Here is a 13,484-nt window from a genome sequence, read left to right on the forward strand (position 1 = left end):
GCCGGCGCCCGATCCGGTTACGCGCGCGGCTGGCCGCATTGCGGTGACGGCGACATGGGTCTAGGCACCCGGCAACAGATCGACACGCGCGCGCAGGATCCGTCCCGTGACCATCGCCCCCGAGCCCAACTCCTTCCGCACCGGCCCCGACGAGCGCGGCCGCTTCGGCATCTTCGGCGGCCGCTTCGTCGCCGAGACGCTGATGCCGCTGATCCTCGAGCTGGAGGCGGCCTACGACGCGGCCAAGCAGGACCCGACCTTCCAGGCCGAGATGGAGAGCTACGGCACCCACTATATCGGCCGGCCGAGCCCGCTCTACTACGCCGAGCGCCTCACCGAGCACCTGCGCGCCAAGGCGCCGGCGGGGCAGGGCGCCAAGGTCTATTTCAAGCGCGAGGAGCTGAACCATACCGGCTCCCACAAGGTGAACAACGTGCTGGGCCAGATCCTGCTGGCCCGCCGCATGGGCAAGCCGCGGATCATCGCCGAGACCGGCGCCGGCCAGCACGGCGTCGCCACCGCCACGCTCTGCGCGCGCTTCGGCCTCAAGTGCGTCGTCTACATGGGCGCGGTCGACGTCGCCCGGCAGGCGCCCAACGTCTTCCGCATGAAGATGCTCGGCGCCGAGGTGATCCCGGTGGAATCCGGCACCAAGACCCTCAAGGACGCCATGAACGAGGCGCTGCGCGACTGGGTCACCAACGTCGCCGACACGTTCTACTGCATCGGCACGGTGGCGGGCCCGCACCCGTACCCGGCCATGGTCCGCGACTTCCAGTCGGTGATCGGCCGCGAGACCCGCGAGCAGATGATCGCCCAGGAGGGCCGGATCCCGGATTCCCTCGTCGCCTGCATCGGCGGCGGCTCGAACGCCATGGGGCTGTTCCACCCGTTCCTGGACGACCGCGAGGTCGAGATCTTCGGCGTCGAGGCCGCGGGCCACGGCGTCCAGTCGGGCCTGCACGCGGCCTCGCTCACCGGCGGCAAGCCGGGCGTGCTGCACGGCAACCGCACCTACCTGCTGATGGACGGGGACGGCCAGATCGCCGACGCGCACTCGATCTCGGCGGGCCTCGACTATCCGGGCATCGGCCCCGAGCACGCGTGGCTGCACGAGATGGGCCGGGTCACGTACCTGTCGGCGACCGATTCCGAGACGCTGGAGGCGTTCAAGCTCTGCTCGATGCTGGAGGGGATCATCCCGGCCCTGGAGCCGGCCCACGCCCTGTCCAAGATCCTGGAGCTCGCGCCGCAGCGCCCGGCCGAGCACCTCATGGTGCTCAACATGTCGGGCCGCGGCGACAAGGACATCCCGCAGGTGGCCGAGATCTTCGGCACGAAGATCTGAGGGCGCGCGGCGGCAGTCCTCCGCCCGCCGCGCCCCGCCTGTCCCGCGCGCGGACCGTCGGCCTCAGGCGGTCTCGATGTCCGTGAGCGGGAAGTCGTTGCCCTTGTGGAGCAGCGGGATGCCGTGGGCGCGGGCACAGGCGTAGGCGAAGCAGTCGCCGAAGTTCAGGCCGGCCGGGTGCCGGCCCTTGCCGAAGCGGTCGTAGGCGTCCAGCGCGCCCGCTTCGGCCTCCGGCGGGACGGCCACGATCTCGATGCCGGCGAGGTCGAGATAGGCGTGCACCGCCTCGCGGGCGGCCGGGACCGGGAGATCGAGGTGGCGCGCCAAGGCCACGCCGGTTTCCCAGACCGCCAGGGGCGACGTCACGCGGCGCAGCGCCCGCTGAAGCCGGGCCGCCAGGGCGGCCGCATCCGTCTCGTCGGTGAGGATCGCCGTGAGGGCCGACGCATCCACGAACATCGGGTCCCGCCTCAGGTGCGCTCGTACAGACCGTCGATGAACGCCGCGTCGGCGGGCTTCCGGTCCGGACCGGCACGCTCGTGCAGGGCACGGACGAAGTCGGCCGTCCGCTCGACGAGATCGGGCCGGTTCGTCTGGCGGGCGATCTCGTTCTGAAGCGCGCGGCGCACCGCGTCGGTCTTGCTCGTGCCCAGCAACGCCATGAGCTGGGCCGCGAGGGCGTCGACCTGCGGATCCTTGACGTAGAGCGGCATGCGCGGACCCCTGGGATATCCCGCACAGCGCTAATTTATATCCTCGGACGCCGCAAGGCGGAGCGGGCCGGAGCGGGTCGCCGGGCCGCGGCCGCTCACCGCACGGTCACCGCACGGTCACCGCACAGTCACCTGATCCTTGATCTTCTCGTAGACCGACCGGCTGAGCACGCGCTTCGACAGCAGCTGCTCCACCGACGTGTAGGGCCGCTTGGCGACGATCGCCCGGCCGATGGCGCCGCCGCCGCGCAGGTGATTGAGATCCGCCACCGAGGCGGTGTTGAGATCGAGGATGGCCAGGGCCCGGGGACCGGCGCTGTCCTCCGCCCGGTCGACCTCGGCCTGACCGGCCGCCTCCTGCGCCGACGGATCGGGCTGCGCCTCCCGCGGGGGCGGCTCGGCGGGGAAGGCCGTCGCGTCGGAGGGCATCTGCGTCGGCGCCGGAGCGCCGCCGGACGGGGCGGGGGCCGGCTCGACCGCCGCCGCGGGCGGGGCGGACGGAGCGGCCGGGGCGGGCGGCGCCGCAGTAGCCGCAGGAGGCGGCTCGACGCGCCGGACCGTGGCCGAGGGCTGGGGGGCCGCCGGTGTTTCCGGAGCGGACGCGGGCGGAGTCGCCGGTCCGGGCGCGGGGCTCGGCAGCAGGGCCTGCACCACCGCCGCGAGGATGCCGGCAATGATGAGGAGAACCGAAACTCTGAGAATTGCAGGACCGCTGAGCACGCACCACTCGACGAGGATTAAAACTATATGCATCTACAGTTAATGCTGTCCTTGCGCGTCGTCCAATCCACGCTCCAAACCCGGCGGGTCATCCCCAGGGTATGAGCGGGCCCGTACCGCGGCCGGGGGCGGGACTGCGTCGGCGGCTGGGTGAGCGACTCGGCAAGCGCCTGGGCGCGCGCGTCGGCGCCCTGCGCTACCTGCCGACCCTGTTCCGGGAGATCGCCGCCGCGAGCCCGCGCCTGCTGGCGGCGAGCCTGTCGCTGCGCCTCGTGGCGGCCTGCCTGCCGGTCCTGACCCTCTACCTCGCCAAGCTGATCCTCGACGGGATCGTGGCCGAGCACGCCCGGCCGGCGCCGGAGGCGGGGCTCGCTTCGTGGCTCGCCGATCCCGGCCGGGCGCGGCTCGCCGGCCTCGTCGCCGCCGAGTTCGGCCTCGCCCTGCTCTCGGACCTGACCGGCCGGCTCTCGAGCCTCGTCGAGACCCTGATCGGCGACCTCTACGCCAACGCGGCCTCCCTGCGGCTGATGGCGCACGCCGCCGAGCTCGACCTCGCCCAGTTCGAGGACAGCGCCCAGCAGGACCGGCTGGAGCGGGCCCGCCGGCAGGTCAGCGGCCGCACCGGCCTCATCGGCACGGTGTTCGGCCAGCTGCAGGGCCTGCTCACCCTCGCGACCCTGGCGGTCGGGGTCGCGGCCTTCACGCCCTGGCTCGTCGTGCTGATCGCCGCCGCCCTGGTCCCGGCGGTGCTCAACGAGTGGCACTTCACCAAGGCCGGCTACCGCCTCGCCTGGATCCGCAGCCCCGAGCGGCGGCGGATCGACTACCTGCGCTACCTCGGCGCCAGCGTCGAGACCGCCAAGGAGATCAAGCTCTTCGGCCTCGCGGGCTACCTCACCGGGCTCTACGCCGCGGTGGCGGGGCGGCTGCTCGCCGAGAACCGCGGCCTCGCGGTCGCCCGGGCCGGCTGGGGCTTCGCCTTCGCGAGCCTCGGGACGCTCGCCTACTACGCCGCCTACGCGGTGATCGTCTGGCGGACGGTGGCGGGCGCCTTCTCGGTGGGCGACCTCGCCTTCCTGGCCGGCGCGTTCCAGCGGCTGCGTGGCGGCCTGGAGGGGCTGCTCCTCGGGCTGACCCAGATCACCGGCCAGGCGCAGTACCTCGAGGACTTCTACGCCTTCTTCGCGATCCGGCCGCAGATCCGCTCGCCCGCGCGGCCCGCGCCGGTGCCGAGCCCGATCCGCGCGGGGCTGGTCTTCGAGGGGGTCGGCTACCGCTACCCGGGCACGCAGGTCTGGGCGCTGCGCGACCTCTCCTTCGCCGTCCGGGCCGGGGAGACGGTGGCGCTGGTCGGCGGCAACGGCGCCGGCAAGACCACGATCGTCAAGCTGATGACCCGGCTGTACGACCCGCACGAGGGCCGCGTGCTCCTCGACGGCGTGCCGCTGGCCGCCTACGACCTCGACGACCTGCGGGCGCGGATCGGGGCGATCTTCCAGGACTTCGTCCGCTTCGACCTCACCGCCGGGGAGAACGTCGCGGTCGGCCGGATCGCGGCCGCCGACGACGCGGACCGCATCGCGGCCGCGGCGGCCCGCGGGCTCGCGGCCCCGGTGATCGAGCGCCTGCCCGGGGGCTACGCCCAGCCGCTGGGCAAGCGCTTCGCCGGCGGCCTCGACCTCTCCGGGGGCGAGTGGCAGAAGGTCGCGCTGTCCCGGGCCTACATGCGCGAGGCCGAGATCCTGATCCTGGACGAGCCGACCGCCGCCCTCGACGCCCGGGCCGAGCACGACGTCTTCGCCCGGTTCCGGGAATTGTCGGCCGGGCGGACGACGGTGCTGATCTCGCACCGCTTCTCCACCGTGCGCATGGCCGACCGCATCCTCGTCCTGGAGGGCGGCCGGGTCCTGGAGGAGGGCAGCCACGCCGCCCTCATGGCGCGGGGCGGCCGCTACGCCGAGCTGTTCGCCCTCCAGGCCGAGGGCTACCGGTAGGCCGGCCGGCGCGTCGCCGGGGCGGCCCAAGCATTGCCCGATTCCCTGAGCCTGCTATCTGCGGCGGACCGAACCGGGGTTGTCCATGCGCCTGCGCCTCTTCCCACTGCTGACGGCCGGCCTTCTCGTCTGCGCCGGGCCCGCCCGCGCGGCCCCGCCCGCCGGGCCCGAACCGGAGGCCAAGCCGCCGGCGCCCGAGATCGTGCTCGCCAACCACCGCGCGGTCTACGACCTGTCGCTGGCCGAGGGCGGCGGCACCCGCTCGGTGGAGAGCGCCCGCGGGCGCATCGTCATCGACTTCCGGGGCGACGCCTGCCGCGGCTACACGATGCAGACCCGGCAAGTGACGGAGCTGTCCTCCGGCGAGACCGGCGCGCGCCTGTCCGACATGCGCAGCACCACCTTCGAGGGCGGGCAGGGGCGCGAGTTCCGGTTCAAGACGACGACGCTCACCAACAACAAGCCCGCCGCCCCCGTGGACGGGACCGCCTCCGAGCAGGGCGACGCCCTGACGGTGAAGCTGAAGGGCGGCCCCAAGCCGTTCACCGTGGAGGGGCCGGTCCTGTTCCCGAGCGAGCACATGCGCCGTCTGATCGAGGCAGCGCGGGCCGGCCAGTCGACCCTCGCGGTCAAGGTCTTCGACGGCTCGGACGACGGCCGGAAGGTCTACGACACCTTCGCGGTGATCGGCCACGCCGCGACCGGCCCGGCCCCGGCCTCCGGCTCGACCCGCGACAAGCCCCTGCGCGACGGGTCGCTGGCCACCATGCCGCGCTGGCCGGTCCGCCTCAGCTACTACACCGAGGGCGCCGGGGAGCGGACGCCGATCTACACCCTCGGCTTCGACCTCTACGAGAACGGCGTCAGCGGCGCGCTCAAGCTCGATTACGGCGACTTCGCCATCCTGGGCGACATGACCGCCCTCGACATCGACGCCAAGGCGGGGCGGGCCGACAGGGAGGCGGGCAAGGGCTGCACGCCCTGAGGCCCCGCCTCACGCCCATGCGTCGTCCGGCCGCGGCGAGAGCGCCTGCCAGGCCGCGGCGATCCGCTCCGGCTTGATCCCGAGGCCGTTCGCGCAGGCGACCAGCACGTTCTCGTCGCCCATCACGTGGTCGAGGACGCCGACCAAGAAGGCCGGCTCCCGGGCGCTCGCGCGGAGCGTGTCGGGGCTCAGGCCGCTCGCCGCCAGGAAGGGCAGGAGACGGTCGTCGTCCCCAGCGATCCACAACAGAACGTCCAGGGCGAGCCGTTCGGCCGACTCATGCCCTTGAAGAGGTTTGCCATTCATCAACATGTGAACGCTACAAAGGTGACGGAGGGGCTTCACGGCCCGCTAATCATGATCGGCGCGCACCGGGACAACGGATCATGAAGAAGACGGTGCTGATCGTCGAGGACAACGAGTTGAACATGAAGCTGTTCAACGATCTCCTGGAGGCGAACGGCTACGCGACGCTCAAGACCGCCCACGGCATCGAGGCGATCGAGCTGGCGCGCGCCCATCACCCCGACCTGATCCTCATGGACATCCAGCTCCCCGAGGTCTCCGGCCTCGAGGTGACGAAGTGGCTCAAGGAGGACGACGACCTCAAGAGCATCCCGGTGATCGCCATCACGGCTTTCGCCATGAAGGGCGACGAGGAGCGGATCCGCGAGGGCGGCTGCGAGGCCTACCTGTCGAAGCCGATCTCGGTCGCGAAGTTTTTGGCAACGGTTCGGGCCTATCTTGAACCGCGTTGACGCCGGCGAGGCGTGCCGTTGAACCGGACCCCCGGCCGCGCCGGGCCGGGTGACCGGTTCAACCGTCCGTCCCGTCGTGTCCGCCCCGGCCCCGGCGGCCGACCGGCGGCGCGCCCCCACGGCACACGGCGCCCGGTCCGGGCCGCTCACCCGCGCCCGCACGAGGAACCATGTCGGCCCGTGTCCTGATCGTCGACGATCTGTTCCCGAACGTCAGGCTTCTGGAGACGAAGCTCGGCCTGGAATATTTCGACACGCTCGCGGCCATGAACGGCCGGGACGCGATCGCGATCTGCGAGAAGGGCCTCTGCGACCTCGTCCTGCTCGACGTGATGATGCCCGGCATGGACGGGTTCGAGGTCTGCCGGCATCTCAAGAACAACCCGCTCACGGCCCACATCCCGGTGGTGATGGTCACGGCCCTCGACCAGCCCGCGGACCGCCTGCGCGGCCTCGACGCCGGGGCCGACGACTTCCTGACCAAGCCGGTGGACGACACCGCCCTGTTCACCCGGGTGCGCAGCCTCGTGCGGCTCAAGGCCGTGACGGACGAGCTGCGCCAGCGCGCGCTCGCCTCCCGGGAGTTCGGGATCGGCGATCCCCTGGCGCTCGCCACCGCCGAGACCGGCCTCGACGCCCGGATCCTGCTGATCGAGGACCGGCCCGGCTCGGCCGAGCGCCTCGCCGGGGCCCTGCGCCAGCACCACGTGGTCACGGTCGAGCCCGACCCGCAGGAGGCCCTGCGCCTCGCCGCCGAGGAGTCCTTCGACCTCGCCCTCGTGAGCCTCGACCTCACCGGCTTCGACGGCCTGCGCCTGTGCAGCCAGCTCCGGTCCCTCGACCGGACCCGGGCGATGCCGCTGATCATGCTCGCCGAGGAGTATGACCGCGCCCGGGTGGTCCGCGGGCTCGATTTCGGCGTGCACGACTTCCTGATGCGGCCGGTCGACCGCAACGAGCTGATGGCCCGGGTCCGCACCCAGGTGAAGCGCAAGCGCTTCACCGACGCGCTCCGGGGGGCGATGCAGGCCTCCCTGCAGATGGCCGTGACCGACGCGCTCACCGGCCTGCACAACCGGCGCTACCTCGACAGCCACCTCGGCACCCTGTTCGGCGACGAGGCCGCCCGCCGGGCGAGCCTCGCCGCGCTGATCCTCGACATCGACCACTTCAAGGGGATCAACGACAGCTTCGGCCACGAGGCCGGCGACGAGGTGCTGCGCGGCTTCGCCGAGCGGGTCCGCCAGCACACGCGGCCGATCGACATCGTGGCGCGCTACGGCGGCGAGGAGGTGGTGGTGATCCTGCCGGAGGCGGGCCTCGTCGAGGCGCAGGGCATCGCCGAGCGCATCCGCGAGCGCGTCGAGGCGGTGCCGTTCACCGTGCAGGGGGCGACCCGGACCGTGTCGGTGACGGTCTCGATCGGCGTCGCCGTGCGCCGCGGCGAGGATCTCGGCCCCGCCGACATGCTCCGCCGGGCCGACCTCGCCCTCTACCGGGCCAAGGCGGCGGGCCGGAACCGGGTCGAGTCGCAGGCGGCCTGACCGGCGGCCTGACAGGCGTCCCCGCGTCAATACGCGCGCCCGCGCGCGCGGATGAAAAGGCCGGCCTCGCCGTGTTATCGGATTCGGCCGGCCCGTCGAGGCCGGCGGAGCGGCGCGCGGGACCGAACCCATGGACATGCAGGTACCGGCCCGATCCGGCCGCGACGCGAGCGTGCTGAACCACCGCCGCCTGTGCAAGATCGCGTCCTCGCCGCACGCCTACGTCCGCGGCAGCACGGCGCGGTTCTACGAGCTGCTCGCCGGGATGCCGGCCGGCACCCTGCCCGAGGGGCCGCCCGTCTGGATCTGCGGCGACGCGCATCTCGGCAATCTCGGCGCGCTCGCCGGCCCGGACGGCGGGATCGACATCCAGATCCGCGACCTCGACCAGACCGTGGTGGCGAACCCGGCCTTCGACCTCGTCCGGCTCGCGCTCTCCCTGGTCACCGCGGCGCTCAACGCGACCCTGCCGGGCATCGTCACCGCCCGGATGATGGACGCCATGGCGGACGGCTACGCCGACGGGATCGCCGATCCCGAGGGGGCCGAGCGGGGCGTGGACCCGTCCGAGATCGTCGTCACGACGAAGCGGCGGGCGCTCGGCCGGCGCTGGCGCCACCTCTCGCGCGAGCGCCTGAAGGGCAAGGCCGCCCGGCTCCCGCGGGGCAGCCGGTTCTTCGACCTCGACGCCGACGAGCAGGACTCGCTGACGGCGCTGATCCGCGACCCGGAGATCCGCCGCCTCGTCCTGGCGCTCGGCAGCGCGGCCGACGACGCCGAGATCCGGCTGCTCGACGCCGCCTACTGGATCAAGGGCTGCAGCTCCCTCGGGCGCCTGCGCTACGCCGCCCTGGTGGAGGTGCTGGGCGGCGACCGCCCGCAGCTCGCCCTCCTCGACGTCAAGGAGGCGGTGCCGCACCTCGCGCCGGCCGCCGGGATCGCGGTGCCGCCCGACCACGCCGCGCGGGTCGTCGCGGGGGCGCGGGCGCTGTCGCCCAACCTCGGCGACCGGATGGTCGCCGGCCACATCGGCGGCACGCCCGTCACGGTCCGCGAGCTGCTGCCGCAGGATCTCAAGATCGACGCCGAGCAGTTCTCCCGCGGCGAGGCGGTCCGCGTCTCCCGGCACCTCGCCGCCATCCTGGGCCGGGCCCACGGCCGCCAGATGGGCGCGGCCGACCGCCGGGCCTGGATCGACGCCGTGCGGGCGCCGGGCCCGGGCCCCGACGCCCCCGGCTGGCTCTGGTCGGTGGTCACCGACCTGATGGGCGCGCACCAGCGCGGCTACCTGGAGCATTGCCGCCGGATCGCCCGGGAGGCGCTGGACGCGGCCTGACGCGGCCCTGACCGGCCCGGACCCGGGGCGCTTCCGCCACGACGCCGGTTGACACCATCCCCGCCATCGCCAACACCTCGCGCCCGCCGCCTCTCGCGCGGCGGACCCCGGGAAGACCTGTGATACGATGGCGGTGACGCGCACCTACCTCGACTTCGAGAAGCCAGTGGCCGAGCTGGAGGCGAAGCTCGAGGAGCTGCGCGCCGTGAGCGCGCGCGACGGCGCGGTCTCCATCGCCGAGGAGGTCGGCCGGCTCGAGGCCAAGGCCGGCCAGGCGCTCGCCGAGATCTACGCGAATCTGACCCCCTGGCAGAAGACCCAGGTGGCCCGCCACCCGCAGCGGCCGCACTTCGTGGACTACCGCGACGGGCTCATCACCGAGTTCACCCCGCTGGCCGGCGACCGCAGCTTCGGCGAGGACGAGGCGATCCTGGGCGGGTTCGGCCGGTTCCGCGGCCGGCCGGTCCTGGTGCTCGGCCAGGAGAAGGGCGCCACCACCGAGGCGCGGCTGCGCCACAATTTCGGGATGGCCCGGCCCGAGGGCTACCGCAAGGCGGTCCGCCTCATGGAGACCGCCGACCGGTTCGGTCTGCCGGTCCTCGCCTTCGTGGACACCGCCGGCGCCTATCCGGGCATCGAGGCGGAGGAGCGCGGCCAGGCCGAGGCCATCGCCCGCTCGACCGAGGCCTGCCTCGCGCTCGGCGTGCCCAACGTCGCCGTGGTGATCGGGGAGGGCGGCTCGGGCGGCGCGATCGCGCTCGCCACCGCCAACCGGGTGCTGATGCTGGAGCACGCGATCTACGGGGTGATCTCGCCGGAGGGCGCCGCCTCGATCCTGTGGCGCGACCAGGGCCGCGCGTCGGACGCCGCGACCGCCATGAAGATCACCGCCCAGGACCTGCTGCGGCTCGGCGTCATCGACGCGATCATCCCGGAGGCCACCGGCGGGGCGCACCGCGACCGCGAGGCGGCGATCCGGGCCGCGGGCGACGCCATCGCCGACGCCCTCGCGCAGTTCGACGGCCTCTCGCCCGTCGAGGTCCGCGACCGGCGCGCCGAGAAGTTCCTGGCGATCGGCCGGACCCTGTGAGCGAGCCCGGGGCGACGGGGGGCCTGTTCGGCGCGCTCGGCCGGCTGCTCGGCCGGCGCGACGCGCGGGAGCCGGGCCGGCACAACCACGCCTCCCTGGGCTGCAATTGCCAGATGGCGCACGTCCTCAAGACGCTCGACCTGCGCCAGTGGTCGGGGCCCCTCGACTGGATCTTCTCCATGCCCGGCATGGCCCGGGACTGCCTCGCCGACGACTTCGCGGCGCTCGTCGACCGGGGCCAGCTGGAGAGCATCCCGGAGGCCGAGCGGCGCGGCCCCGGCATCTGGCGGGGACGCCACCGCCTCTACCGGGAGCGGCACGGCCTCGAGTGCGTGTTCAACCACCACGACCCGGCGACGAGCGAGGCGGACTACGCCTTCCTCACCGAGGGCGTGCGCCGGCTGCGCCGGGCCCTCGACACGCCGGGCACCGACAACCGCCTCTGGATGATGACCCATCTGCACACGCCCCGCGACGTGGTCGAGGCGATCGACGACCTGCTCGGGCAGCGCGCCAGCCGCAACCACCTGACCTTCGTGCAGCTCGAGACCGGGCACCCGCGCATGGCGGTGGTCGAGGCGCTCGACCTCCGGCCCACCCTGCGCTGGCTCACCGTGCAGACGCCCTCGGAGCCGGTCGGCCTGCGGCTCGCCGACCCGGCCGACGACGCGGCGCTGGTGGCGATCATCCGCGCCGAGGCGGCGCGGCGGCCGGCTCTGTTCGCCTGAGCGGGCGCCCGGGGGCGACGTTGCGGGGCGGCGGACGGTCGGCTCCCGGGGCGGCCGTCAATGCGCGGCGCGCGACAGGGCAACGATCGCGCCGACGATGACGATCGTCTGGAAGCCGATCGAGCCGATCACCCATTTCATGATGTCGAACTTCGCTTCGGCCAGATCGGTCTTGGTGACGAGGTTCGTCAGATCGGAATCCCGACTCTCGCGGATCGCCGCGGTGATCGCCTCGGCCTGATCCTCTGACAGGCCGGTCGCCCGCAGGCGACGGACGAGGGCGTGCGTGTCGAGCGAGAGGGCCGTCATGGGCGACGTTCGCGTGTTCGAGCCGTCCGGGTCGATCGGCCGAATCCGGATGGCAGCCTCCGCGAACGTGGCGCCTTCATCCCGCCGAGGCAAGCAGCTCAAAGTTGGGCGCCCGGCGCGGTCGCACGCGTCCGCTCCGCCTGGGAGCCCACCGGTCCGCGCACCGGGCCGGCAGGCCGGACCGCGGGCGGGACCGCGCACGAGCACAGCATGGATCGCCGCGCGGCCCTGCGGCTCGAACGGCGCCGTCCCGCGACCCCGCCGCGGCGCGCTGTGGATAGCGCGCATGCGCGGGCTCTCCACACCCGAGAACAATCCAGTGTTGCAGCCGGGTCCTTGCGGTAAGGAAGGCGCAAGCTTAACGAGCCTATTGGGTTGGGGAGTGGCACCCGACGCGGCCAGCAAGGCCCGCGGGCGCGCGTAAGACGATCGAGGTTCCCCATGACGGCGCGTCTCGCGACCGCGCGACTGCTGGCGGCGGCGTCCCTGCTGGCCCTGTCGCTCGCCGCCTGCCAGGACGGTTCCGGGATCAACGGCCCGAGCGCGCGCAGCCTCGCGCCGATCGCCCCCCAGACCGTCGCGTTGATGCAGTCCAAGGGGATGCAGCCCTCCGACCCGATCCTGATCCGCACCTTCAAGAAGGAGGCGGAGATGGAGATCTGGAAGCGGGGGAGCGACGGCCGCTACGCCCTCCTGAAGACCTACCCGATCTGCCGCTGGTCCGGCCAGCTCGGGCCGAAGACCCGCGAGGGCGACCGGCAGGCGCCCGAGGGCTTCTACACGATCACCCCGGGCCTGATGAACCCGAACTCGTCGTACTATCTCTCGTTCGACACGGGCTTCCCGAACGCCGTCGACCGGGCCAACGGCCGCACCGGCAAGTACCTGATGGTGCACGGCACCTGCTCGTCGGCGGGCTGCTTCGCCATGACCGACGCCACCATCGCGGAGATCTACGCCGTCGCCCGCGACGCGTTCATCGGCGGCCAGCGCAGCTTCCAGTTCCAGTCCTACCCGTTCCGGATGACGGCCGAGAACATGGCCAAGTTCCGCAACGATCCGAACATCGCCTTCTGGCAGAACCTCAAGGAGGGCTCCGACTATTTCGAGGCCCTGCACGAGGAGCCGAAGGTCGGCCAGTGCGGGACCAAGTACGTGTTCGGCGGGGCCGACGCGGCCGCCGGCTCGTGCAAGCCGCGGGTCGACCCGCTGGTGGCCGAGAAGAGCGCGCGCGACACGCACGCGGTCGCCGACCTCGTCGCCAAGGGCACGCCGGCGGTGCGGGTCGTCTACCAGGACGGCGGCCAGAACCCGGTCTTCCGCCCGCAGAACGCCAGCGCCTTCGCGAGCCTCGGCGGCACCGAGACGGTCCTGCCCTACGACGCCAAGGAGTACGGCCGGCACAATCTCGGCGACGTGAGCCGACCCGAGACCCTGGCGGCCGGCCCGCAGGAGATCGAGCTCGCGCCGAAGGGCCAGCCCACGATGCTGGCCGGCGCCGAGCCGGCGGCCGCGACCCGCGCCGCGAAGGCCGGCGGCAAGGGGCACGGGCGGGAGCCAGCGGCGCCCACGACGCCCACGACGCTCATGGCGAACCGCGCCGATCCCGACGCGCAGGTCGAGACCACGGCGGCCCTGCCCGACAAGCCCGCTCGCATCGCGGTGGCGGACGCGGACGGCGATGCGAGCAGCTACCAGAAGCTGTTCGGCCAGCTCTTCGCCAAGGACAAGCCGGCCCCGGCGGCGCCCGCGGCCCCGGCGGTCGCCGCCGCGGTCGTGCCCGCGGCGGCGCCGGAGCCGGCGAAGGTCGCCCACGCCGCCGAGACGGTCGCGCCGAAGGCCGCCAGGGCCCACGCGGTGAAGACCGCGAAGGTCGAGGGCAAGGGTGAGTCGAAGGCCGACGCGAAGGCGGAGAAGCCCGCCCTCCGGAAGGGCGAGCCCGAGGGCCGGAAGCCCTGA

At 73.1% G+C, this 13,484-nt stretch carries 14 protein-coding genes; 9 read left to right on the plus strand and 5 right to left on the minus strand.

The features are described from left to right. Positions 1-106 precede the first annotated feature (106 nt). Positions 107-1,348, plus strand: a complete 1,242-nt coding sequence (gene trpB / locus LXM90_RS14065; protein WP_020095227.1) for a tryptophan synthase subunit beta — start codon at positions 107-109, stop codon at positions 1,346-1,348. A gap of 63 nt (positions 1,349-1,411) precedes the next feature. Here trpB and LXM90_RS14070 read toward each other — a convergent pair whose 3' ends face one another. The 3 genes from LXM90_RS14070 to LXM90_RS32020 all read right to left on the minus strand — a co-directional run bounded on the left by LXM90_RS14070 (position 1,412) and on the right by LXM90_RS32020 (position 2,490). After that, positions 1,412-1,807: a type II toxin-antitoxin system VapC family toxin gene (locus LXM90_RS14070; protein WP_020095228.1), complete on the minus strand. Its 396-nt coding sequence runs from the start codon at positions 1,805-1,807 to the stop codon at positions 1,412-1,414. Between the two features lie 11 nt (positions 1,808-1,818). Next, on the minus strand, positions 1,819-2,061 hold the full coding sequence (locus LXM90_RS14075) for a type II toxin-antitoxin system VapB family antitoxin (RefSeq protein WP_020095229.1): 243 nt from the start codon (positions 2,059-2,061) through the stop codon (positions 1,819-1,821). A 117-nt stretch (positions 2,062-2,178) separates the two neighbouring features. Continuing rightward, complete coding sequence (locus LXM90_RS32020; RefSeq protein WP_326491903.1) at positions 2,179-2,490, minus strand: helix-hairpin-helix domain-containing protein; 312 nt, start codon at positions 2,488-2,490, stop codon at positions 2,179-2,181. A gap of 392 nt (positions 2,491-2,882) precedes the next feature. Here LXM90_RS32020 and LXM90_RS14085 point away from each other — a divergent pair, with 392 nt between their 5' ends. Then, complete coding sequence (locus LXM90_RS14085; protein ID WP_234082904.1) at positions 2,883-4,775, plus strand: ABC transporter ATP-binding protein; 1,893 nt, start codon at positions 2,883-2,885, stop codon at positions 4,773-4,775. An 85-nt stretch (positions 4,776-4,860) separates the two neighbouring features. Further along, entirely contained in the window at positions 4,861-5,760 is a 900-nt protein-coding gene (locus LXM90_RS14090; protein ID WP_056523962.1) for a cell envelope integrity EipB family protein, read from the plus strand. A 9-nt stretch (positions 5,761-5,769) separates the two neighbouring features. On the opposite strand, the gene LXM90_RS14095 is transcribed toward LXM90_RS14090, so the two are convergent. Continuing rightward, positions 5,770-6,072 carry a DUF3572 domain-containing protein gene (locus LXM90_RS14095; RefSeq protein ID WP_307188484.1) on the minus strand — a complete coding sequence of 101 codons (303 nt, stop codon included), beginning with the start codon at positions 6,070-6,072 and terminating at the stop codon, positions 5,770-5,772. 74 nt (positions 6,073-6,146) lie between these two features. Between LXM90_RS14095 and LXM90_RS14100 the strand changes: the two genes are divergently transcribed. The 5 genes from LXM90_RS14100 to LXM90_RS14120 all read left to right on the plus strand — a co-directional run bounded on the left by LXM90_RS14100 (position 6,147) and on the right by LXM90_RS14120 (position 11,216). Further along, a complete protein-coding gene (locus LXM90_RS14100) occupies positions 6,147-6,518 on the plus strand; it encodes a response regulator (RefSeq protein ID WP_007560977.1) in 372 nt (123 codons plus the stop codon). Positions 6,519-6,688: 170 nt separating this feature from the next. After that, entirely contained in the window at positions 6,689-8,062 is a 1,374-nt protein-coding gene (locus tag LXM90_RS14105; RefSeq protein WP_091682506.1) for a PleD family two-component system response regulator, read from the plus strand. Positions 8,063-8,192: 130 nt separating this feature from the next. Next, positions 8,193-9,398, plus strand: coding sequence for a DUF2252 family protein (locus tag LXM90_RS14110; protein WP_234082905.1), 1,206 nt, complete (start codon positions 8,193-8,195; stop codon positions 9,396-9,398). 127 nt (positions 9,399-9,525) lie between these two features. Next, the gene (locus LXM90_RS14115) at positions 9,526-10,488 is read left to right on the plus strand and encodes an acetyl-CoA carboxylase carboxyltransferase subunit alpha (protein ID WP_020095236.1); all 963 of its coding nucleotides are present in this window, start codon (positions 9,526-9,528) and stop codon (positions 10,486-10,488) included. Beyond that, positions 10,485-11,216 (plus strand): DUF1796 family putative cysteine peptidase, encoded by a 732-nt coding sequence (locus LXM90_RS14120; RefSeq protein ID WP_020095237.1) that lies wholly within the window; start codon positions 10,485-10,487, stop codon positions 11,214-11,216. The genes LXM90_RS14115 and LXM90_RS14120 overlap by 4 nt, the downstream gene beginning before the upstream one ends. A 57-nt stretch (positions 11,217-11,273) precedes the next feature. Here LXM90_RS14120 and LXM90_RS14125 read toward each other — a convergent pair whose 3' ends face one another. Further along, positions 11,274-11,813, minus strand: coding sequence for a CCDC90 family protein (locus LXM90_RS14125; RefSeq protein WP_234082908.1), 540 nt, complete (start codon positions 11,811-11,813; stop codon positions 11,274-11,276). A 153-nt stretch (positions 11,814-11,966) separates the two neighbouring features. Here LXM90_RS14125 and LXM90_RS14130 point away from each other — a divergent pair, with 153 nt between their 5' ends. Further along, on the plus strand, positions 11,967-13,484 hold the full coding sequence (locus tag LXM90_RS14130) for a L,D-transpeptidase family protein (protein ID WP_020095239.1): 1,518 nt from the start codon (positions 11,967-11,969) through the stop codon (positions 13,482-13,484).

The organism is Methylobacterium oryzae, from assembly GCF_021398735.1.
Classification (GTDB): Bacteria; Pseudomonadota; Alphaproteobacteria; order Rhizobiales; family Beijerinckiaceae; genus Methylobacterium.

Bases quoted from the DNA above. Each gene is read 5' to 3' on its own strand.
- LXM90_RS14070 (WP_020095228.1), bottom strand. From the start codon at position 1,807: ATGTTCGTGGATGCGTCGGCCCTCACGGCGATCCTCACCGACGAGACG.
- LXM90_RS14075 (WP_020095229.1), bottom strand. From the start codon at position 2,061: ATGCCGCTCTACGTCAAGGATCCGCAGGTCGACGCCCTCGCGGCCCAG.
- LXM90_RS32020 (WP_326491903.1), bottom strand. From the start codon at position 2,490: ATGCCCTCCGACGCGACGGCCTTCCCCGCCGAGCCGCCCCCGCGGGAG.
- LXM90_RS14085 (WP_234082904.1), top strand. From the start codon at position 2,883: ATGAGCGGGCCCGTACCGCGGCCGGGGGCGGGACTGCGTCGGCGGCTG.
- LXM90_RS14090 (WP_056523962.1), top strand. From the start codon at position 4,861: ATGCGCCTGCGCCTCTTCCCACTGCTGACGGCCGGCCTTCTCGTCTGC.
- LXM90_RS14095 (WP_307188484.1), bottom strand. From the start codon at position 6,072: ATGTTGATGAATGGCAAACCTCTTCAAGGGCATGAGTCGGCCGAACGG.
- LXM90_RS14100 (WP_007560977.1), top strand. From the start codon at position 6,147: ATGAAGAAGACGGTGCTGATCGTCGAGGACAACGAGTTGAACATGAAG.
- LXM90_RS14105 (WP_091682506.1), top strand. From the start codon at position 6,689: ATGTCGGCCCGTGTCCTGATCGTCGACGATCTGTTCCCGAACGTCAGG.
- LXM90_RS14110 (WP_234082905.1), top strand. From the start codon at position 8,193: ATGGACATGCAGGTACCGGCCCGATCCGGCCGCGACGCGAGCGTGCTG.
- LXM90_RS14115 (WP_020095236.1), top strand. From the start codon at position 9,526: ATGGCGGTGACGCGCACCTACCTCGACTTCGAGAAGCCAGTGGCCGAG.
- LXM90_RS14125 (WP_234082908.1), bottom strand. From the start codon at position 11,813: ATGCGCGCTATCCACAGCGCGCCGCGGCGGGGTCGCGGGACGGCGCCG.
- LXM90_RS14130 (WP_020095239.1), top strand. From the start codon at position 11,967: ATGACGGCGCGTCTCGCGACCGCGCGACTGCTGGCGGCGGCGTCCCTG.